The following is a 21,003-nucleotide window of genomic DNA, read 5'->3' on the forward strand; positions in this document are numbered from 1 at the left end:
ACTCGCGTCACTCCCCGGGCACGCCGTTGGCCGGCCGGAAGTGGGCGACGTGGGACATCGCGGACCGGGTGGGCATCGCGGACCGTTGTCGCACATTCCGACTGGACTGACGGTGCCACGGGTGGTGCGGTTCTCCGCGCATTCCCACCGGCGTGTCGCGTGCGGGCGGCTGTGCGCGGTGCGGGGCCGAAGCCCCATCCGCGAGAGTGCGGGTGATTCAGGCGGTTGCGCCGGACGCACCCGGTCCGCTCGCGGTGGAGGCGTCGAGCGGCCGCAGCCAGTGGCGTTCCACGAAGAAGGGCGCGAAGGGCACCACGGACGCACCGAGGGCGAGCAGGGTGCGCCCGATCTTCCACTGCCGCAGCACCGACACGTACAGCACCAACAGGCAGTACGCGATGAACAGGGTGCCGTGCGTCGGCCCGAGGATCCGGACCCCGATCGGCTCGTCGGCGCCGTACTTGATCGCGCTCGCCACCAGCAGCAGCACGAAGGAGACGGCCTCCGCCAGCGAGACGACGCGCGTGGCGCCCACCGGCCAGAAACCGTCCCGAGCGGAAGGGTCGGTCATCGGGAATCTCCTCGACGGTCGCCGCGGTCGGACCGCGGCCCGCTGTGGTCTCTGCGGGGTCGGTGACGGGCTCGGCGCCCAGTGGTGCCCTGGCCGCCCGGCTACCGTTCACCCGATTGGCTTCTACTGTCAGTAGAAGATATCGCACACAGTCGTGTGCCCAACCCGGCATCTGCTCGCCCGTCGTGCAACGATCGGGCTATGTCCCTCGGAAACACCGCCGTCGCGCCGCCCCGTGAGGGGGCTCCGCCCCGACGTCGTGACATCGTCGCGACATCGCCGTTTCTGCGCGCCGCGGCAGGGGACCGCCCGGACCGGGTACCTGTCTGGTTCATGCGGCAGGCCGGTCGGGTGCTGCCCGAATACCGCGCGCTGCGCGCCAACACGGCGATGCTCGACTCCTGCCGGAACCCGGACCTGGTCACCGAGATCACGCTGCAGCCGATCCGTCGGTTCCGCCCCGACGCGGCCATCTTCTTCTCCGACATCGTGCTGCCGCTCGCCGCGGTCGGGGTGGACGTCGACATCGTCGCCGGAGTGGGCCCCGTGGTGGCCCACCCGATCCGGTCCCGGGCCGACCTGGACATCCTGCGCCCGCTCGAGCCGGACGACGTGCCCTACGTGCAGACGGCCGTGGGCTCGCTGATCCGCGAGCTCGGCACGACACCGCTGATCGGTTTCGCGGGCGCCCCGTTCACCCTGGCCAGCTACCTCATCGAGGGAGGGCCGAGCCGCAGCCACATCAGGACCAAGGCCCTGATGTACTCCGAGCCCGAACTGTGGCACGACCTGCTCGGCCGGCTGGCCGACATCACCGCGGCGTTCCTGCGAGTGCAGGTCGACGCGGGCGCGGACGCCGTTCAGCTGTTCGACTCGTGGGCCGGCGCGCTCAGCGAGGACGACTACCGGCGCTACGTGGCCCCGCACAGCTCCCGGGTGCTGGCGGCCTTCGCCGACGACGGCATCCCGCGCATCCACTTCGGCGTGAACACCGGGCAGCTGCTCGGCGCGATGGGCGAGGCCGGCGCGGACGTCGTCGGGGTCGACTGGCGGGTCCCGCTGGACGAGGCCGTCAAGCGCATCGGCCCCGGCCGGTCCGTGCAGGGCAACCTCGACCCCGCCGCGGTCTTCGCGCCGGCCGACCTGCTGGCCGAGAAGGTGCGCGACGTCTGCCGCCGCGGCTCCGCGGCGCCCGGCCACATCTTCAACCTCGGCCACGGCGTGCTGCCGGAGAGCGACCCGGGCGTGCTCGCGCACATCGTGGACCTCGTCCACCAGTTCTGATCGTGGACCTCGTCCACCGGTTCTGATGGCCCCTCCGGGGGATCGCCCGGAGGGGCCAGCCGACGCGCGCGGCGGCGCGGCCGTGGCGGGTACCGGGACGGACACCCGTGGAGCGGGCCGCCCGCGCGGGCGAGCGGTGTGCTGAGGAGACCCGCGGCACCGCGGAACCGGATCCACCGACAAGACTGAAGGTCGACCGCGGCACCCGACGGGTCCGTCAGCGCGAGGCCGCCGCCTTCGCGCTCGACGGGCACACGTCGGAGGCGGCCGGACCGGTGACGGCTGAAGGGGCTGGAGACACGTGCGGGTCGTGATCATTGGTGGGGGCATCGCGGGCCTGGCGGCCGCGAACGCTCTGGCGGGCAAGGCCGAGGTCACCGTGATCGAGGCTGGTGACCGGGTCGGCGGCAAGCTGCGCACGACCCCGATCGAGGGGCTCGCCGTGGAGGAGGGCGCGGAGTCCTTCCTGATGCGCGTGCCGGAGGGGCTGCGGCTGGCGCGGCACGTCGGTCTCGGGCACGCGATCGTCCATCCGGCCACGACCGCCGCCGCGCTGTGGGTGGGTGGCCGGCGTCGACCGATTCCGCCCAACACACTGCTGGGCGTCCCCACGGACGCCCTCGGCCTGGTGCGGTCGCGGGTGCTCTCGCCGTGGGGGCTGCTGCGGGCCGCCGCCGATCTGGTGCTGCCGCGGACGACGCTGCCCGACGATCCGACCGTGGGCGGGTACGTCGGTGCCAGGGTGGGGCGGGAGATCGTCGACCGGCTGGTCGATCCGCTGCTGGGCGGGGTGTACGCCGGCCGGGCCGACGCGCTCTCGCTGCAGGCGACCGTGCCCCAGCTCACCCCGATCGCGACGGAGGACCGGTCGCTGCTGCTCGGCGCGCACCGGGTGCGGGCACGGACCGGCCCGGCACCGGCGCACACGCCGGTGTTCGCCTCGCTGCGCGGCGGGCTCGGCGCGTTCGCGCAGCGGGTGTCCGACACCAGCGGCGCGATCGTGCGCACCGGCCTGATGGCCCGCGAGCTGCGGCAGACCTCGGATGGCTGGCAGGTGCGCTGCGAACCGATCGGCGGTGGGGAGGCCCCACCTCCGTTCGCCGCCGATGCGGTGATCATCGCGGTGCCGGCCGGCGCGGCGCGGGACCTGCTCTCCCCGATCGCGCCGCACGCGGCGGCGCCGCTGGCCGGCGTGCCGTACGCATCGGTGGGCCTGGTCACCCTGCTCTACCGGGGGGTGACGCCGCCCGCGGGCAGCGGGCTGCTGGTGCCGTCCCGAGCCGGGTTGTCGATCAAGGCCGTGACCTACATGTCCGCGAAGTGGCCGCACGTGGCCGCTGGCAGTGATCTCACGGTCGTGCGGGCCAGCGTCGGCCGTGCCGGCGCCGAGGGCGAGCTACGGCGCGGCGACACCGAGCTGATCGGGGTGGTCGCGGCGGAGGTCGCCCAGGTGACCGGGATGATCGCACGTCCCGTCGCCGGCCGGGTCAGCCGTTGGGGAGGTGCGTTGCCGCAGTACCTGCCGGGCCACCTGGGCCGGATCGCGGCCGTTCGCCGGGCGTTGCCCGCAGGTCTCGCGCTGGCCGGCGCGGGCTACGACGGGGTCGGCATCCCCGCGTGCATCCGGTCCGGGGAGGCCGCCGCGGCGGCGGTGGCCGTCGGGCTGCCCGCCGGAGGCGCGGCGGCGACGGAATCGGAGCCGGCGGGAGCCTGAGCGCCGGCCAGGTGCCTGAGCGCCGGCCGGGAGTCCGAGGGCCGGCCGGGAGCCCGGGCGCCGGGCGGGGGCGGGAGCACCCGCGCGGTGGTGGGCGGTGACCACTCGCCACCGGGCGGCCGGGGTGGACAATGGTGTCATGTCAACAGGCGACGACGTCCAGCGCGGCGGTACCTCACCGCAGCACAGTGGTACCTCCTCGGCGCGGGAGCTCAACGACGAACTGCTCTACACCGGTTGGTCGGTCTTCGCTGCCCGGCGTCCGCTGCCCGCGGACCGTGCGGAGATCGTCACGGAGGTCGCCGCGCTCCTCGAGGGTGCGCTGGCCAAGGACGTGTACACCCGCGGTATCTACGAGATCTCCGGCTACCGGGCCGACGCCGACGTGATGATCTGGTGGACCTCGCCGAATCCGGATCTTCTGCAGGAGACCTACCAGCGGTTCCGGCAGACCGGCCTGGGTCGCTGCCTGGAGCCGGTCTGGTCCTCGGTCGGTCTGCACCGGCCGGCCGAGTTCAACCGGAACCACATTCCGGCGTATGTCCGCCGGGAGGACCCGCGCGACTACATCTGCGTCTATCCGTTCAACCGTTCGCTCGAGTGGTATCTGCTTCCGGACTACGAGCGGCGCGGTCTGCTCGCCGAGCACGGGATGATGGGCCGCGAGTACGAGGATGTTCGTGCGAACACGGTCGCGGCCTTCGGTCTCGGTGACTACGAGTGGCTGCTCGCCTTCGAGGCCGACGAGCTGCACCGGATCGTGGACTGCATCCGCCACCTTCGTGCCAGTGCGACGCGGCGTCATACCCGGCTCGAGACGCCGTTCTACAGCGGGGCACGCAAGCCCCTCGCGGATGTCGTCGCGGCGCTCCCGTAGCGGCCTGAAGGCCTCGTCGCATTCCTCCTCAGGCGGGCCGATACCGCCTGTGTGACAGGAGAGGTCGGCACCTGCCCGGGCGCCCCCACCCGTCCGGCAGGCGCCGACCGCCCCGTTGCTGCCCCCACGGCCAGGTGACGCAGTCGACCTGGGCGGGCAGAGCCCACCGATCTCCGCCGGGCCCGTCGGGGCCCGGGTGATCGATGGTCGGCGGCCGGGTGCGCCCCGGACCGGCCATGACTGACAGTAGCATCGCCGTGGGTTTCTGTCTGCTACTCGTCAATGCGTGGAGCCGCAGGGTAGGTGCATTGCACCGCATTTCGGGTGATCGGACGCCTGTTTTACACAGCGTTACTGGCTGGTAATTCAACTGTCGTCACTGTTGGTTACCAGTGTTCCGGTGGGGTCTGTCGGCCAGCTGTCGTGAAGAAGGCGTTCGGGCTGGGCGGGGCGATGGTCCGCTGTGGTGCGCGTGCCGGTAACGTGGCCGCCTGACCATCGAGCGCCGCATGTCGGGGCTGGCGCAGGCCGTCGTCGGCCCAGGCCGGGCGCTGGTTTCGCGTCGGTTGCCCAGACCGCGCGCGCCAGGCCTGTCGCGACGTCCGCGCGGCTGCCCGGGTCACACGATCGCTGGAGGGCGGAGTCGGTGAAGCCGCGAGTGGACAGGCCAGTGGGGAATACGCGCCCGGCAGCCGCCGGGGCGTGGGGGGGCCGCGCCCGCGCGTACCGACTACAGGACCGGACGTGTATGAGTGAACCGCTACACCGGCAGGTGAGTCCTGATCGACAATTGGCCCGGCGGGGGGGTACCTGGGGGGTCGTCGCCGCGCGCCCGGTCCGTCGATCAGAACTGACATGCCGAAGGCCAGGGGGGGTCCTGCAGTGACGGATGTGTCCGGGGGAACGAGATCATTCGGGGGTGGGCGGCGGCGGTCTGACGAGCCCAGGCCGTCCGGCAGCCCGTGGCCGGCCAGCGCGACGGGCGTGGTGCCCCAGGCTCGCGGCTACTACGACCAGGACGAGCGCGGCTACGGCGAGCCTGGTTACGGCGAGCCTGGTTACGACGAGCGCGGCTACTACTACGACGAGGACGGCCCGGGGCGCGCCGGGCCTTCGGCGCGCCACGACTGGGCGGCCGCACCGGCCCCGCCGGCGTGGCCCGTCCCGCGGGTCGGGCCGGACGGGCCTGGCGGGCCGCGAGGGTTCGGCGAGCCAGGGCGTCCCGCCGGGGGGCGCCATACCGGCCCGGGGGCCCAGCAGTTCGCGTTCTCGCAGGTCCAGTCGTCGTCCGATCCGAAGAACTACCGCGCGCAGGTCGGCTGGGAACGTCGCTACGTGCGGTTGCTGGTGCTCTTCGACGCGGTCGCCTGTGTGGTCTCGGTGGGCCTCGCCTACTTCGTGCGTTTCGGTGACGTCGTCGAGTTCGACACCAAGCCCGTCTCGTCGACGCCCTACATCGTGATGACGGTCCTGCTGCCGCTGGCCTGGGTGCTGTCGATGTCGCTCAACCGGGCCTACGAGAGCAGGTTCCTCGGCGGCGGATCCGAGGAGTTCCGGCGGGTCGTGAACGCCGCGGCCCGGCTCACGGCGCTGGTGGCGGTCGCCTCGTACGCCACCAAGGCGGAGATCGCCCGAAGCTACGTGCTCATCGCCTTCCCGGCCGCGACACTGCTCTCGGTCGCGGGGCGCTCCGCCGGGCGCGGCATCCTGCACAGGATGCGGCGCCAGGGGCGTTGCCTGCACCGGGTGCTGGTCGTGGGTGCGGGTGAGTCCGCGGCGACCCTGGTCCGGCTCGCGCAGCGTGACCCCACCACGGGCTGGTCGGTCGTCGGGGTCTGCCTGGACCGGCTGCCCGGCCGGCACAGCCACGACCGACCCGAGCGCAGCGGCTTCGACCTGCTCGGTGTCCCCATCGTCGGCACTTCGGAGAACCTGCACACCGCCATTCAGGCGACGCACGCGACCACGGTCGCGATCGGCCCCCAGATGGACGGCGAGACGCTGCGACGGGTGCTGTGGGCGCTGGAGGGAAGCGATGTGGACGTCCTGGTCAGCTCCGCGCTGACCGACGTGACGGGCCCGCGGATCTCCATCCGGCCGGTCGCCGGCCTGCCGCTGCTGCACATCGAGGAGCCCGAGCTCAGCGGGACACGGCGGCTGATGAAGATGGCCTTCGACCGTCTCGTCGCCACCGTCGCGATCCTCCTCTTCTCACCGCTGCTGATCGGGCTGGGCCTGGCGGTGCGGCTGACCAGCCGCGGCCCGGCCATCTTCAAGCAGACGCGGGTCGGCCGCGGCGGTGCCGAGTTCCGGATGTACAAGTTCCGCTCGATGTACGTCGACGCCGAGGCGCGCAAGGCGGAGCTGGAGTCCCACAACGAGCGGGCCGAGGGCCTGCTGTTCAAGATGCGCGACGACCCGCGGATCACCAAGGTGGGCAAGTTCCTGCGGAAGTGGTCGCTTGACGAGCTTCCCCAGCTGTTCAACGTGGTCAACGGAAGCATGTCGCTGGTCGGTCCGCGGCCGCCGCTGCCGTCGGAGGTCGCCCGCTACGAGGACGACGTCTACCGCCGGCTGATGGTCAAGCCCGGCCTCACCGGCCTGTGGCAGATCAGCGGCCGCAGCGACCTGGAATGGGATGAGTCGGTCCGGCTCGACCTCCGGTACGTCGAGAACTGGTCGTTGGCGATGGACTTCGTCATCCTGTGGCGGACCCTGTTCGCGGTGCTGCGCCGCGAGGGTGCCTACTGAGGCGGCTCCTCGTCCCGAGGCGCCTGCTCGACCCAGCCGGCCTGGACCAGATGGGCGACCACCTGGTCCACGGCCTCGGTCGCGGACAGATCCGCCGTGTTCACGACGACCTCGGCGTCCACAGGTTCCTCATAGGGGTCCGACACGCCGGTGAAGGCGGGAATCACACCTGCCCGTGCCTTGGCGTAAAGGCCCTTGCGATCCCGCCCCTCGCACACCTCGCGTGGGGTCGACACGTGGACGAGGACGAATCCCGCCCCGCGGGCGGTGCTCATCGCCCGCACCTGCTCCCGAACCGCGCCATAGGGGGCGATCGGGGCGCACACCGCCGTCCCGCCGGCGCCCGCGACCTCGGCCGCGACGAAGCCGATGCGGCGCACGTTCGTATCCCGGTCGGCGCGGGAGAAGCCCAGTCCCTGGGACAGATGTGTCCGGACGATGTCCCCGTCCAGCAGGGTGACTCGCCGGCCCCGTTCGAGCAGCCGGCAGGCCAGCAGCCCTGCCAGCGTCGACTTGCCCGCGCCGGACAGCCCGGTGAACAGGATCGTGAGACCCCGCCGGGAACGTGGTGGCACGGCACGGACCAGCTCGGCCGCCACCGTTGGTGGGGTCAGCTCGGCCGGCAGCGGTGCACCGGCGTCCAGCAGGGCGGTGATCTCGTCGGAACCTGGAGCGCCGATGGCGGGCCCGGTCAGACTGCCGGCGCAGCCATACACCTCGGCCAGGTGCGCGCGCAGCGCGGTGAGCTCGGCCATCGCATCCAGCGCCGGTCCGCCCGCGTCGAGCTCGTCGGTGAGGCCGCCCGGCGAGGTGGCGCTCATCGTCGGCTCGCGGGGAGCCGCGAGCTGACTCGCCGGGACGACCGGCACGAGCACGAGCATGCCGCGTTGCTGCGGCGGTCCGGGCGACTGCGTTGCCCGGCTGGTGGATGATCCGTGACCGGAGGGACCTGCCTGGCCCGTCGGCGGCAGGTTCCGTCGGCCGCCCCTGGCGACCGCCTCCGACGCGAGTGGCTCGTGGGCCAGCGTGGCCTCGGTCGGGCGCAGCGGCGCGTCGATCGCGTCCAGCGCGGCGAGCAGGCAGCGCACGCGGAGGTGATGGGTGGCATCCGCCGGATCCGTGCCGCCGACGGGGACGAGGATCACGCAGTGCTTGCCCCGGCGGGTCAGCGCCCGGATCCGACCCACGTCCGCGGTGTGCAGCAGACCGTCGGCCCACACCGCCCACGGCGCGCCGGTGCCGGACGCCGTCCAGCCCCGCGCGGCGAGCTGGGCGCGCAGCTGCGGTGGGGTGAGGCGCAGCGCCGGATAGTCGGGGTGCCCGGGCAGCTCGAGACCCTGCACGGTGCCGACCAGGAGAGCCTGCCCCGTGCCGTCCGCGGCGGCTTCCGACGGGCCCGGGGTTTCCGACGGGCCCGGGGCTTCCGCCGGGCCCGGGGCGGCCGGCGGGGCAACGGGCTCGACCGCCAGCAGCCGCAGCGCGGCGATCATCACCCCTTCTCTGTCACGCAGGGCCACCTCGGAGCCGACGGTCAGGCCGGCGGCGACGTCCGCCGCGACGGGGAGGCTGGGTACCGGCGGGCCGTCGGGCTGCCGAAGCTGGCCGAGGTAGCTTGGCGCGGGCCCGAACACGCCGAGCAGCATCAGCTCGAGGTCGGCGAGCTGATGCGGGTCCAGCGTGACCGAGGGCCAGGCGATGGACGCCTCCCGCAGCTCGCGGGCTCGTCCGGGATCGACAAGCGCGAGAGCCTGGCCCGCGGACCCGGCGATCTGGTCGGACTCGATGGACGTGGCGGACAGACCGGCTGCATCATGCCCTCGGCGTGGCGTCCGGGCGAAGGCGCCGACGTCGTTGTCGGAGGTGGCGCTCACACTCGCGACGGTAGCGGCTCGGCCACTCGGCCGCGTTCCGGGTCGCGACACGCTCGCGGCAGACCGGTGCGGTGCGGGAGTATCCGCACATGGATCTTCCCGTGATGCCGCCGGTGAAGCCGATGCTCGCGCGGGCCGCGTCCGCGATCCCACCGGGCATGCTGTACGAGCCGAAATGGGACGGATTCCGGGCGCTGGTGTTCCGTGACGGCGCGGAGCTGGAGATCACCTCCCGCAACACCCGGCCGATGACCAGGTACTTTCCGGAGCTGGTCGAGATCCTGCTGGCTGTTCTGCCGGAACGCTGTGTACTGGACGGCGAGATCGTGGTCATCGCCCCCGGCGGCCTCGACTTCGAGGAGCTCAGCCAGCGCGTTCATCCGGCGGCCAGCCGGGTGGATCGGCTCGCCCGGGAGACACCGGTGTCCTTCGTGGCCTTCGACCTGCTCGCGCTCGGTGACACGGCACTGGTCGGGGAGCCGCTCGCGCGGCGGCGCGCAGCCCTGGAGGACCTGCTCGCGGGCCGGACGGGCCCGGGCGTGGCGAGCTCGACCCCGCCGGGGTCCGGGCCGGCCGACACACAGCTCCCGCCGGGCCGCCCTCCGGCTGGTGTCTACCTCACCCCGGCGACGGACGACCCGGACCTGGCCGCGGACTGGTTCCGGCGCTTCGAGGGCGCCGGGCTCGACGGCCTGGTCGCCAAGCCGCCGGCCGGGCATTACGAACCAGACAAACGAGCCATGATCAAGGTGAAGCACGAGCGCACGGCGGACTGCGTCGTGGCCGGCTACCGGCCGTACAAGAACGACCCGGCGGCGGTCGGCTCCCTGCTGCTGGGGCTCTATGACGGATCGTCGCTGCTGTCGGTCGGGGTCACCTCGGCGTTCCCGATGGCGCGCCGCCGCGAGCTGGTCGGCGAGCTCGCGCCCCTGGTGACGGTGATCGACGATCACCCGTGGGCCCGGCCCGGCGGCCCGGACGGCACCGAGGGCGCGGACGGCGCGGCGACGCGGACTCCGTGGGACGCCGGGGAGAGCAGGTGGGCCCGCGGCCGGGACCTGTCGTTCGTCCCGCTGCGCCCGGACCGTGTCGTCGAGGTGCGCTACGACCACATGGAGGGCCCGCGGTTCCGGCACACCACCCAGTTCGTTCGGTTCCGCCCGGACCGTGATCCGCTCGAGTGCACCTACGAGCAGCTCGAACGCCCAATCGGGTTCGAGATCGCCGACGTCCTGAGCGGTTCGGGTGGCTGACCGAAAGGTCGGTTGACCGGCCTGGCCGCGGACACCGGCCTGGCCGCGGACACCGGCTTGGCCGCGGGCACGGAACGAGGCGCGCGGACCCGGGCTGCCGGCGGTCACGGCCGGGCCCAGTCCGGCGCCCACCCGGGCACCACGTCCGAGGGCAGCACGCCGAGTATCGAGGCGACCCGGTCGTTGTTCGCCACGATCGCGGGGCTGGCCAGCCAGCGCTCGTAGGCCGCCCGCTGGCCGCGGCTCATGGCCTCGACGGCGATCGGCTCGTCCGTGGGGCCGAGGAAGTCGTCCGCCGGGCCCGCGATGAAGCCGTCGGCGCGGGGATCGCCGGTGTAGACGCGGGTCGCGCCGTCGGCCGTCGTGACCAGGACCGGGCGGAGCGGATCGCTGCCACGGCGCCGCCACAGGTCCGCGACCGAGGCACGGTAGCGGGCCTGCCAGTCGGGGAAGCGCCGCAGCCCGGCCCGAAGCTCCTTGAGAACCGCCTGGGCTGGCCCGGTGGGCTGGTTCGCGGCGGCCCGCCGGATCCGGTCCTCGACGATCTCGACCGTCAGGCCACGGGCGAGATTCGCCAGGGTGCGCACGAGGCTCGTGGGGTCGATCGATTTCACGGTCTCCGCCAGCACGTCCAGCAGCACCGCGGTGCGCCGCTGGTGCGCCGCCTCGTTCGCGGCGTGGTCACGAAGCTCCGCCTCCGCCACATCCGTGAGAGCGGCCCCGAAGAACGTCGCCACCTCGTTGGACTGGTGGTAGGCCAGGGCACGCGGGCTGGCCGGGTAGTAGCCCGTGTTGGGCCGGTTGTAGCCGCGGGTCTGCTCCCACGCCCGCAGGTCGAGACCGGCGGCGAAGGTCACCGCGTCGGCCGCCAGCAGCGGGGCGCTGGCACCACCGCGCAGGCTCTCGCGGAGCAGCGTGGCCCACTGGCCCGGCGTGAGGCCCAGGCCCGGCGCGCCCGGTGCCGAGGTGTCGGGCGGCAGCGGAGAGGTCACCGCGGCGTAGAGATCATCCCGCCAGGCGTGGAGGATCTGGCCGAAAGCGGCCCGCATGTGCGCGGACACGTGCGCGGCATCGGGCCGGGCCGTCATCTCGACGAGCCGGACGACGAACTCCCGCGCCGCGGCGGGCTGGTCGTGGCGCGCCGCCGAACCGCCTGCCGCGGCTATCAGGGCCGCGCGCGCGGGCTCGAGCTGCGCGGACCAGGCGTCGCCGTCCGGGCGCAGGGCGCGGGCCAGGCCACCACGCTGCAGATGGGACGCGGACAGGACTTGGGAGAGGTGGCGGGTGGCGAACTCCGTAGCCAGTCGCGGCTGTGCCGCGATCGCCCGCAGAAGTGCGGCGGCGTAGTCCCGGTGCATGGAACCGGCGGTCCACCGGCTCCCGTCGGCGGTCCCCCGCGGGCCCGGCCGCAGGCCGGCGTCGTGCAGCGAGCCGTCGGCCGTGCCGAAGAACAGATCCCCGAGGCGCTCGAGCAACGCGGGCGCGAACTGCCCGTGTGCCAGCAGTGGACCCAGCAGGGATGTCTCGACCTCGCCGGGACGGCCCGCCCGACTGAACCCACGCAGCCACGCCCCGGCCAGATCCCGCACCCCGCTGTATGTGGCGAGCCCACGCCCGAGGATGACCGCCGCCCGCTCCTGCGCGGCCGGCCCCGCCGGCACGAACAGCCGGTACAACAGGCGGGCGAGGCCGGTGGGACCCAGCCGGTCGAAGAACCCGGCCACGAAGTCCGGGTCGGTGACCCGTGCCCCGAGGTCGGTGAGGGCGGCGGTGATCCGCTGGCCGCCCGGGCGATCGGGATCGGGGCGCAGCAGTTCCTCCGCGAGCGCTCGGCCAGCGCCTGACGCCTGCTCGGAGGTCTCATACCGGTCGGACGAGGTGGGCATGAAGACCAGACGTGGACTGTCCCGGACCGCGGGGTCGGCGGCCTCTGCCAGCACCAGGCGGCGGTGCAGCCGGGCCTCCTGCTCCGCGGCCCAGGTGTCGACGGCCCGCAGCCGGTTCGGTGTGTCCACTGCCAGCGGAACGGCGGCGACCTGCGCCGTGAGTACCTGCGCCTGCGCCTGCAGGGTGCCACGGAGATCACCCAGCCTGCTGATCATTCGTTGCAGCGCCTCGGGATCGACGACGACGCGGTCGTCTGACATGGGCATGGACGTGGACCTGGCCCGCCGCCTGCGCTGCCTACCGGCGCCCGGCTGGCGCCATGGGCACCGCCCGGGCCGGGCCGGGATGGCGTGCCCGGGGGTCGTCGAGGCCCACCAGCTCGGACTGGCCGGCGAGCAGGCCGCGGCACTCGGTGACGCACGCCTCGAGATTGCCGAGGGCGGCCGCGCGCTGGTCCGCGGCCTGGCGCCACCAGTCGTCCGCCACCCGGCCCTGCCAGCCACCCGCGGTGGCCTCGACGAACAGCACGTCGAACGCGTCGGACACCGCTTGGCGCCCCGCCACCGCGACCGCCAGCGCGGCCTCGACCGCCTGCAGATACCGGTTCGGGACGCTGGGTTGGGGTGCTGTGCCGATCTGGGGTGCTGTGTTGATCCGGAGTGCCGCGCCGGGCTGAGGTGAGGGCATTGTGCCGCCGTCCGTAGCAGTGATCCGTCAGGGCGGGGCCGGCGTTCCGCGGTGCGGTCGCGCGGCCCCGAAGGACGTGATCGACGCTAGGCGTGGCCGATGGTGGCGGCCCGCTTCAGACCCGGACTGTGGACAACGTGAAGTCGTCCAGAGACCGCGTCCCGGGATTCACCGCCCGGCCGAGTCGGAATCGGCATCGGGCGTCCGGGCGAGCCGCAGGAAGAGGACGTCGCTCTCCTCGAGCACGTGCACGAGCCGCAGGCCGAGCGGTGCCGCCCAGGCTGGACCGGTCATCATCCCGAGCCGCCCCGGGCCGGCCAGCACCGGAGCGAGCGTCACGCAGGCCTCGTCCAACAGCCCGGCCCGGGCGAACTGGGCATGCAGGCTCGGGCCGCCCTCGGTCAGCACCCGCAGCAGGCCCCGGGCGGCGAGCGCGGCGAGCACGGCCGGCGGCTCGACGGTCCGTTCCCCACAGATCACGATGTCCGCGACCGGCTCCAGGGCACGCCGCGCCTGGGCCGGCGCCGCCTCGGAGGTCAGCAGCAGCGGGCGTACCGCCCCGCCGAACAGCCGGGCCTGCGGGTCGAGGTCGAGCCGGCCGCTGACGACGGCGACCGGGGGCACGGCCGCAAGCCCCGCGGCGACCCGCCGCTCCTGGCGTTCGGCCGGCACGGGAACGGGGCCGTAGTCCTCGACTCGGACGGTGCCCGCGCCCACCAGCACCACGTCGGACAGCCAGCGCAGGGTGCGGAACACCAACCGGTCGGCCGGTCCGCCGAGCCCGCCCGACCGGCCTTCGATCTCGATGGCTCCGTCGACGGAGGTGACGAAGTTGGACCGTACGTGGGGGACGCCCGGCACCGGCTCGGGCAGCGCGTACGCGGTGTCGAGATCGACGGTTCCGGTACCGCTCGCCTCGGTGTGTGTACTCCCGAAGGCACCCGCGGCAGCAGGGGCGCTGGTGGACAGAAGGACACGCATCTGCCCGACTGTAGCCGCCACCCGGTGGTACCGGTGTCCGGCCGCAGGTGCTTTCGCCAGGCCCGCCAGACGCCCGCGGACACCCGGCGAAGGCACCGCGGACACCCGGCGAAAGCACCGCGCCGCACGGGCCGCCGCCGTCGGTGTCCCCGCGGGAGTGCCAGGATGAATGCGTGAACACGTACGTGCTGCTTCTGATCTGTGTTCTGATCGTCAGCCTTGCCGGGCTCGGCTCGCTGTACTACCTGCTGAACCGCAACGCGGCCCGCCGTCGAGCCGCCCGCCGACCCGGCCGTTGAGCCGCCCGCCGGCCCGGTCGTCGATCGGGCTGCCGACCGGACCGTCGGGCCGGCCAGGCCGGCGAGTGGGTCAGGCCGTCGGCAGCAGGCGCACCACGACGACGGACTCGCCCGCCAGTTCGACCCGGCCGGGCATGTAGGTGAAGCCGGGCCGGGAGGCCGCCGGCGCGTCGAAGGGCACCCCGTCCACCGGCACACTCTGCCGCTCGGTACCCAGGTTGCACACCACGGCGACGTCACCGTCGCGGGAGAGCCGGCGCAGCACGAACCAGTTCGCTCGCTCGTCGTAGGAGCAGCGCACGGAATCCAGCGCGGGATCACTGAGCTGCGGGAGCCGCCGGCGCAGGGCGATCAGGCGCCGGTGCCAGTCGAGCAGCGAGGCAGGACCGGGCTGGTCACGTTCGACCCAGTCCAGCCGGGACCGTTCGAAGGTCGCCGGGTCCTGCGGGTCGGGGACGTCCTGGGGCCCCCACCCGTGGGCGGCGAACTCGCTGCGCCGCCCGGTCCGCACCGCCTCCGCGAGCCCCGGGTCGGTGTGGTCGGTGAAGTACTGCCACGGTGTGGTGGCCCCCCACTCCTCGCCCATGAACAGCATCGGGGTGAACGGCGCGGTGAGCAGCAGCGCGGCTCCGATGCGCAGCCGGCCGTCGCTGAGCGTGGCGCTGGCGCGGTCACCGGTTGCCCGGTTGCCGATCTGGTCGTGGTTCTGCAGGAACGTGACGAACCGGTAGGCCGGTGTCCGGCGTGGCACCGGCCGGCCGTGGGCCCGGCCGCGGAACGTCGAGTACTCGCCGTCGTGGACGAACGCGGAGCTCAGCGCCTTGCTCAGCGTCTCGAACGAGCCGAAGTCCCCGTAGTAGCCCTGCCGCTCCCCGGAAAGGGTGGACCACAGCGCGTGGTGGATGTCGTCCGCCCACTGCCCGTCGAGACCGTGGCCGCCCGCCTCGGGTGCGGTGATCATTCGTGGGTCGTTGAGGTCGGACTCCGCCACCGCGAACAGCGGCCGGCGTTGCTGGGTGCCGAGCCGGTGCACCGCGTCGGAGATCTCCTCCAGCAGGTGCCGGGCCCGGTTGTCGACGAACGCGTGCACCGCGTCCAGGCGTAGCCCGTCGCAGTGGTAGTCCCGCAGCCAGGCCAGCGCGCTGTCGATGATGAACGCGCGGACCTCGTCCGAACCGGGGGTGTCCAGGTTGACCGCCGGGCCCCACGGGGTGCTGTAGCGGTCGGTGAAATAGGGGCCGAACCGGCCGAGGTAGTTGCCGTCCGGTCCGAGATGGTTGTAGACGACGTCCATGATCACGCCGAGGCCGCGGGCGTGTGCGGCGTCCACGAAGCGTTTGAGGCCCTCCGGGCCGCCGTAGGGCTCGTGGACGGCGAACAGCCCGACCCCGTCATAACCCCAGCCGTGCCGCCCCGGGTACGCGTTGACCGGCAGCAGCTCGACGATGTCGATACCGAGGTCCGCGAGGTGGTCGAGCCGCTCGATCGCCGCGTCGAAGGTGCCCTGCGGCGTGAACGTGCCGACGTGGAGCTCGTAGAGCACGCTGCCGGCCAGCGGCACCCCGCGCCAGTGGACGTCCGTCCAGGGGAAGCGGGCGTGGTCGACGAGCCGGGAGCGGCCGTGCACCCCGTGCGGCTGCCAGGCTGACCGCGGGTCGGGCAGCTCCTGCTCGCTGTCATCGAGGACGTAGGCGTAGTCCGTCCCGTGCCGGGCGGACGGCACCTCGACGGTCCACCACCCGCCGGGGGCACCGGCCATCTGGTGCACCGTGTCCGACACGACCAGGCTGACGGTCTTCGCGGCCGGTGCCCACACCCGGAAGTAGCTCATGGTCTCCTGTCCTGAAACCGCGGATGTCCTGCAACCACGGATGCCCTGGAACTACGGATGCGCTGGAACCACGGATGCTCCGCAACCACGGATGATCCGGAACCACGGCGACTCTGGAACTACGGGGTGCGGATCAGCAGGCTCACCGGGAAGTCACGCAGCAGTCGCAGCACGTAGGCGGTCCCACCGTCGTGCCGGCGGCCGGTGAGCACGTCGGCCCAGCGGCCCTCGGGCAGCGTGACGGTGGTGTCACGCCAGCCGCCGCCGCGCCGCAGACCGAGCACGAGCCGCGGGACGACGGTGACCACCGACTCCGCCCGGCAGAAGGCGACCACGTGCTCGGCGGCCGACCCGGACGCCCACAGCGGCCGGTAGCTGCCGTGCTCGCCGAACCACTCCGGATGGTCCCGGCGGATGCGCAGCGCCCGCGCGACGACCAGCAGCTTCGCCGCGCCCGAGTCGTCGAGCAGGGGCGGGCGTTTCGGTGCGGCGAGCTCGGATCCGGGCTCCACGCCCAGCTCGGTGAGCATCTTGGTCCGCTCACCGAAGTTGACCGGACGCCGGTTGTCGGGATCGACCAGCGAGTGGTCCCACAGCTCCTGGCCCTGGTAGACGTCCGGTATGCCGGGCATCGTGAGCTGGAGCAGCTTCTGCGCGAGGCTGTTCTGCCGGCCGAGCTCCACCAGCGTCGAGACGTAGGTGTCGAGGGCCGCGACGAAGTCCTCGTCCTCCAGGGCGCCCTCGATGTAGTTGGTCAGCGCCGCCTCGTACGCGGGGTCGGTGTCCGCCCAGGTGGTGAAGTGCTTGGCCTCCCGCACCGCCTTGACCATGTACTGGGACACCCGTTCGGCCGAGATCGGCCACGCGCCGACCAGGGTCTGCACCAGCAGGTACATCGTGACCGGATCGGGCCAGCCCGCCTCAGGGTCGGCGTGCCGCTCGCCCAGGCGGGCCAGCCGCCGCACGATGTCGGCCCAGCCCCGCGGGTCCTCCGACAGCACGGCGAGCCGGGCCCGCACGTCCTCGGAGCGCTTGGTGTCGTGGGTGGACAGGGTGGTCATCGTCAGCGGCCAGGTGCGCTGGGTGCTGATGTTGGCTTCGTGGAACTCGTTGACGGCGCTGCGCGGATGCCCGGTCGGGTAGGCCGGGAAGTCGCCCGGAGCGCCCCCGACCTCGTTGAGCGCGACCATCGGGACGTACCGGTAGAAGGCGGTGTCCTCGACGCCCTTGGCCATCACCGGGCCGCAGGTCTGCTGGAAGCGCACCACGAACTCGGGTGGCCCGGCCAGCGCCAGATCCTCGATGAGATCGATCTCGCTGGTCCGGCCGGGCAGTGTCAGCCGGGCCTGCTCGCAGGCCCGGACGATGTGCCCGCGGGCCTCCAGGCTCGGTGTTCCGTCCGGTCGGATGTAGGCGCGGTACACCTCGAAGGCGGCGAGGACCTCCCGCAGCGCCTCCCGCAGACCGGCCCGGGTGAGGTCGGCGCGGTCGCGGCGGGCCTCGGCCAGCGCCAGGCCGGTGAGCCGGTCGACCTCGGGCCGCAGCACGCTGGTCAGGACGTCCATCTTGGCCTGCCGGGCCACCAGCGCGAAGTCGGGGGAGCGGCCGGTGACCTCGGCGTAGAGGGTGCCCATCGTGCGGGCGGACACCGGGTCCAGGAAGAGCCGGGTCAGCCGGTTCAGCGCTTCGTAGCCGGTGGTGCCGTCGCAGGCCCAGTTGTCCGGCAGGGCCTCCTCACGCTCGATGATCTTCTCGATCACTGTCCAGACACCGCCCGTCGCGTCGGACAGCTGGCGCAGGTACTCCTCCGGGTCGGCGAGGCCGTCCGGATGATCGATGCGCAGGCCCTCCAGGTTCCCGGAGCGGACCTGCTCGATCAGCAGGCGGTGGGTGGCGGCGAAGACGTCGGGGTCCTCCTGCCGCAGCCCGGCGAGCGAGGAGATGTCGAAGAAACGGCGGTAGTTCAGCTCCGTCCCGCCGACGCGCCACCAGCACAGCCGGTAGTACTGCGCGTCCAGGGTCGCTGCGACGTCGGACGGGTCGGCCGTGCCCGCCGCGACCGGGAGCACGTGGTCGTAGTAGACGATGACCCATTCGCCGTCCTCGTCCTGCTCGACGCTGATCTCGTCGGCGGCGAGGCTGTCGGCGAGCGACTGGCCGAGCAGGGGCAGCAGCACCCGCCCCGGGTTCTCGGGGGAGTCCCAGTCGATGTCGAACCAGGAGGCGTAGGGGGAGTCCGGCCCCTCGCGCAGCACCGACCACCAGGCCGTGTTCGTCGTTCCGGGAGTCAGCACGGCCATGTGGTTGGGGACGACGTCCGCGATGAGGGCCAGCCCGGCGCGGCGGGCGGCCGCCACCAGCCGGCGCAGGCCGCCGAGCCCGCCCAGCTCGGGGTTGATCTGGGTGTGGTCGACGACGTCGTAGCCGTGCGTCGACCCGGGCGCCGCCTCGAGGATCGGCGACAGGTAGAGGTGGGAGACCCCCAGCGCCGACAGGTACGGAATGATCACGGCGGCGTCGGTGAACCCGAACTCCATGTGGAGCTGGAGCCGGTAGGTCCCGGTGGGGATGCCCCGGCGCTCGCCGCCGTCGTGTGGGCCGCCCTGCCCGGGCCCGCCGACCCGCCCGGCCCCGCCGTCCCGACGGCGGTCGGGGGCGTGTCGCTCGGCGGGCCCGGTCCGGTCCGGGCCGCCGGGCCAGTCAGCTGACACGGCGCAGCACGAGGGTGGCCCGAGCGTCGATCTCGAGCGGGTCCTCGGCCTTGATCACCTGCTCGGCGTCGGTGGCATAAGCCCCGACGCCACCGAGCATCGCCGCGATCTCGGCGCTGGATGAGCGCGTGTCCACGATGATCTCCCAGGTGGTGCCGAAGTTGCCCGGTGGTACCACGAACCTGATCGGCTCGTGGTGGGCGTTGAAGAACAGCAGGAAGGAGTCGTCGACGATCGCCTCTCCGAGCGCGTTGGGGTCCGGTATGCCGTGCCCGTTCAGATAGCAGCCGAGCGAGCGCGCCGTGCCGGACTCCCAGTCGGTGTCGGACATCTCGCTACCGTCGGGACGAAGCCAGACTATGTCCTTCGCGGCCGGGTCGGAGGTTTCCGCGCCGCCCGGCTGTTCACCCGCGTTGGGGTCGCCGGCTGCGTCGCGGGTGCCAGCAGCGTGGTAGCCGCCACCGGTCGAGCCGCGGCCCGCCTCGCCCTGGAAGTACCGGCGACGCTGGAAGACCGGGTGCGCCCGCCGTAGATGGGCCACCTGGGCGGTGAACTCGACGAGATCGGCGTTGCGTTCGGCGTCCGCCCAGTCCAGCCAGGAGACGGCGGTGTCCTGGCAGTAGGCGTTGTTGTTCCCGTGCTGGGTGCGGCCCATCTCGTCGCCGGCCACCAGCATGGGCACCCCCTGTGAGAGCAGCAGGGTGGTGAGCAGGTTGCGCGCCTGGGCGCCCCGCAGACGGTTGATCACGGGATCGTCGCTGGGCCCCTCGACCCCGCAGTTCCAGGACCGGTTGTCGTCCGAGCCGTCCCGGTTCTCCTCGCCGTTGGCCTCGTTGTGCTTGTCGTTGTAGGAGACCAGGTCCCGCAGGGTGAAGCCGTCGTGGGCGGTGATGAAGTTGATGGATGCCCACGGCCGCCGGCCGCTGCTCTCGTAGAGGTCCGAGGAGCCGGTCAGCCGGGAGGCGAACTCGGCGATGCCGTGGTCCTGACCGCGCCAGAAGTCACGGACGGTGTCGCGGTACTTTCCGTTCCATTCGGTCCACAGCGGCGGGAAGTTGCCGACCTGGTAGCCGCCTTCGCCCAGGTCCCACGGCTCGGCGATCAGCTTGACCTGGGAGACCACCGGGTCCTGCTGGACGAGGTCGAAGAAGGAGGACAGCCGGTCGACGTCGTAGAACTCCCTGGCCAGGGTCGCCGCGAGGTCGAAGCGGAATCCGTCCACATGCATCTCGGTCACCCAGTACCGCAGTGAGTCCATGATCAGCTGAAGGACGTGCGGATGCCGGACCCGCATGCTGTTCCCGGTGCCGGTGTAGTCCATGTAGTACCTCTGGTCGTCGTCGACCAGCCGGTAGTAGGCCTGGTTGTCGATGCCGCGGAAGCACAGCATCGGGCCCATGTGGTTTCCCTCGGCGGTGTGGTTGTAGACCACATCGAGGATCACCTCGATGCCCGCCTCGTGCAGGTTGCGCACCATGGACTTGAACTCCTGGACCTGCCGCCCGTCGCCGCCGGCGGACGAGTAGCCGTTGTGCGGCGCCAGGAACGCGATGGAGTTGTAGCCCCAGTAGTTACGCAGGCCGCGGCGGACGAGGTGCTCGTCGTGGACGAACTGGTGGACGGGCAGCAGCTCGATGGCCGTCACGCCCAGACGGTGATAATGGTCGATCATCACCGGATGCGCCACCCCCGCGTAGGTGCCGCGGTACTCCTCGGGCAGGCCCTCGTGGCGCATGGTCAGACCGCGCACGTGGGCTTCGTAGATCACCGTCTCGTGGTACGGGCGACGGGGCGGGCGGTCGCCGTTCCAGTCGAAGAACGGGCTGATCACCACCGACTTCATCATGTGCGGCGCGGAGTCCGCGGTGTTCACGCTGTCCGGATCGCCGAAGTTGTAGCCGAAGACGGCCTGGTCCCAGTCGACCTCGCCGTCCACCGCCTTGGCGTACGGATCCAGCAGAAGCTTGCTGGGGTTGCACCGGTGGCCACGTGCGGGATCATGAGGCCCGTGGACGCGGTAGCCGTACCGCTGCCCGGGCAGCACGGCGGGCAGGTAGGCGTGCCACACGAACGCGTCGCGCTCCCGCAGCTCGATCCGCCGCTCGGTGCCCGCGGCGTCGAACAGACAGAGCTCGACACGCTCGGCGACTTCGGAGAAGATCGCGAAGTTGGTGCCCGATCCGTCAAAGGTGGCGCCGAGGGGGTAAGGGCTGCCTGGCCAGACCTGCGACATACGCACGAAGCCTACGGCTCGCCACCCGTCGCTGACCGGCTGGCGCGCGAACC

At 72.5% G+C, this 21,003-nt stretch carries 14 protein-coding genes; 6 read left to right on the forward strand and 8 right to left on the reverse strand.

Annotation, left to right across the window (positions count from 1 at the left end; all coding sequences use genetic code 11):
• Positions 1 to 217: 217 nt before the first annotated feature.
• The gene (locus ACG83_RS09345) at positions 218 to 571 is read right to left on the reverse strand and encodes a DUF3817 domain-containing protein (protein ID WP_054565760.1); all 354 of its coding nucleotides are present in this window, start codon (positions 569 to 571) and stop codon (positions 218 to 220) included.
• Positions 572 to 772: 201 nt separating this feature from the next.
• Between ACG83_RS09345 and hemE the strand changes: the two genes are divergently transcribed.
• The 4 genes from hemE (at position 773) to ACG83_RS09370 (ending at position 7,197) form a co-directional block, all read left to right on the forward strand.
• Positions 773 to 1,855: a uroporphyrinogen decarboxylase gene (hemE, locus tag ACG83_RS09350; RefSeq protein ID WP_054565761.1), complete on the forward strand. Its 1,083-nt coding sequence runs from the start codon at positions 773 to 775 to the stop codon at positions 1,853 to 1,855.
• 301 nt (positions 1,856 to 2,156) lie between these two features.
• Positions 2,157 to 3,569: a protoporphyrinogen oxidase gene (gene hemG / locus ACG83_RS09360; protein WP_054565763.1), complete on the forward strand. Its 1,413-nt coding sequence runs from the start codon at positions 2,157 to 2,159 to the stop codon at positions 3,567 to 3,569.
• Positions 3,570 to 3,708: 139 nt separating this feature from the next.
• Positions 3,709 to 4,446, forward strand: a complete 738-nt coding sequence (gene hemQ / locus ACG83_RS09365) for a hydrogen peroxide-dependent heme synthase (protein WP_054565764.1) — start codon at positions 3,709 to 3,711, stop codon at positions 4,444 to 4,446.
• Between the two features lie 855 nt (positions 4,447 to 5,301).
• Positions 5,302 to 7,197 carry a sugar transferase gene (locus ACG83_RS09370; protein WP_235497812.1) on the forward strand — a complete coding sequence of 632 codons (1,896 nt, stop codon included), beginning with the start codon at positions 5,302 to 5,304 and terminating at the stop codon, positions 7,195 to 7,197.
• On the opposite strand, the gene cysC is transcribed toward ACG83_RS09370, so the two are convergent.
• The gene (cysC, locus tag ACG83_RS09375) at positions 7,191 to 9,068 is read right to left on the reverse strand and encodes an adenylyl-sulfate kinase (RefSeq protein WP_054565766.1); all 1,878 of its coding nucleotides are present in this window, start codon (positions 9,066 to 9,068) and stop codon (positions 7,191 to 7,193) included. The two genes, ACG83_RS09370 and cysC, sit on opposite strands and share 7 nt — an antisense overlap.
• An 89-nt stretch (positions 9,069 to 9,157) precedes the next feature.
• Between cysC and ACG83_RS09380 the strand changes: the two genes are divergently transcribed.
• A complete protein-coding gene (locus ACG83_RS09380) occupies positions 9,158 to 10,321 on the forward strand; it encodes an ATP-dependent DNA ligase (protein ID WP_054565767.1) in 1,164 nt (387 codons plus the stop codon).
• Between the two features lie 104 nt (positions 10,322 to 10,425).
• Here the strand turns inward: ACG83_RS09380 and ACG83_RS09385 are convergent, their stop codons facing one another.
• The 3 genes from ACG83_RS09385 to ACG83_RS09395 form a co-directional block, all read right to left on the reverse strand.
• Positions 10,426 to 12,474, reverse strand: coding sequence for a hypothetical protein (locus ACG83_RS09385; protein WP_054565768.1), 2,049 nt, complete (start codon positions 12,472 to 12,474; stop codon positions 10,426 to 10,428).
• Between the two features lie 31 nt (positions 12,475 to 12,505).
• On the reverse strand, positions 12,506 to 12,895 hold the full coding sequence (locus ACG83_RS09390) for a hypothetical protein (RefSeq protein WP_054565769.1): 390 nt from the start codon (positions 12,893 to 12,895) through the stop codon (positions 12,506 to 12,508).
• 168 nt (positions 12,896 to 13,063) lie between these two features.
• Complete coding sequence (locus tag ACG83_RS09395) at positions 13,064 to 13,876, reverse strand: pyrimidine reductase family protein (RefSeq protein WP_054565770.1); 813 nt, start codon at positions 13,874 to 13,876, stop codon at positions 13,064 to 13,066.
• A gap of 173 nt (positions 13,877 to 14,049) precedes the next feature.
• Here ACG83_RS09395 and ACG83_RS47575 point away from each other — a divergent pair, with 173 nt between their 5' ends.
• Positions 14,050 to 14,175, forward strand: coding sequence for a hypothetical protein (locus ACG83_RS47575; protein ID WP_255354713.1), 126 nt, complete (start codon positions 14,050 to 14,052; stop codon positions 14,173 to 14,175).
• A gap of 70 nt (positions 14,176 to 14,245) precedes the next feature.
• On the opposite strand, the gene treZ is transcribed toward ACG83_RS47575, so the two are convergent.
• The 3 genes from treZ to glgX form a co-directional block, all read right to left on the reverse strand.
• A complete protein-coding gene (gene treZ / locus ACG83_RS09400; RefSeq protein WP_054565771.1) occupies positions 14,246 to 16,006 on the reverse strand; it encodes a malto-oligosyltrehalose trehalohydrolase in 1,761 nt (586 codons plus the stop codon).
• 119 nt (positions 16,007 to 16,125) lie between these two features.
• Complete coding sequence (treY, locus tag ACG83_RS09405) at positions 16,126 to 18,543, reverse strand: malto-oligosyltrehalose synthase (protein WP_054566526.1); 2,418 nt, start codon at positions 18,541 to 18,543, stop codon at positions 16,126 to 16,128.
• A 163-nt stretch (positions 18,544 to 18,706) separates the two neighbouring features.
• The gene (gene glgX / locus ACG83_RS09410) at positions 18,707 to 20,950 is read right to left on the reverse strand and encodes a glycogen debranching protein GlgX (protein ID WP_054566527.1); all 2,244 of its coding nucleotides are present in this window, start codon (positions 20,948 to 20,950) and stop codon (positions 18,707 to 18,709) included.
• Positions 20,951 to 21,003: the final 53 nt, after the last annotated feature.

The sequence above is a fragment of the Frankia sp. R43 genome, assembly GCF_001306465.1.
Lineage (GTDB): Bacteria > Actinomycetota > Actinomycetes > Frankiales > Frankiaceae > Parafrankia > Parafrankia irregularis.

Excerpts from the sequence above, each read along its gene's own strand:
- ACG83_RS09345 (WP_054565760.1), bottom strand. The coding sequence starts at position 571 with ATGACCGACCCTTCCGCTCGGGACGGTTTCTGGCCGGTGGGCGCCACG.
- hemE (WP_054565761.1), top strand. The coding sequence starts at position 773 with ATGTCCCTCGGAAACACCGCCGTCGCGCCGCCCCGTGAGGGGGCTCCG.
- hemQ (WP_054565764.1), top strand. The coding sequence starts at position 3,709 with ATGTCAACAGGCGACGACGTCCAGCGCGGCGGTACCTCACCGCAGCAC.
- ACG83_RS09370 (WP_235497812.1), top strand. The coding sequence starts at position 5,302 with ATGCCGAAGGCCAGGGGGGGTCCTGCAGTGACGGATGTGTCCGGGGGA.
- ACG83_RS09380 (WP_054565767.1), top strand. The coding sequence starts at position 9,158 with ATGGATCTTCCCGTGATGCCGCCGGTGAAGCCGATGCTCGCGCGGGCC.
- ACG83_RS09385 (WP_054565768.1), bottom strand. The coding sequence starts at position 12,474 with ATGCCCATGTCAGACGACCGCGTCGTCGTCGATCCCGAGGCGCTGCAA.
- ACG83_RS09390 (WP_054565769.1), bottom strand. The coding sequence starts at position 12,895 with ATGCCCTCACCTCAGCCCGGCGCGGCACTCCGGATCAACACAGCACCC.
- ACG83_RS09395 (WP_054565770.1), bottom strand. The coding sequence starts at position 13,876 with ATGCGTGTCCTTCTGTCCACCAGCGCCCCTGCTGCCGCGGGTGCCTTC.
- treZ (WP_054565771.1), bottom strand. The coding sequence starts at position 16,006 with ATGAGCTACTTCCGGGTGTGGGCACCGGCCGCGAAGACCGTCAGCCTG.
- treY (WP_054566526.1), bottom strand. The coding sequence starts at position 18,543 with ATGGAGTTCGGGTTCACCGACGCCGCCGTGATCATTCCGTACCTGTCG.
- glgX (WP_054566527.1), bottom strand. The coding sequence starts at position 20,950 with ATGTCGCAGGTCTGGCCAGGCAGCCCTTACCCCCTCGGCGCCACCTTT.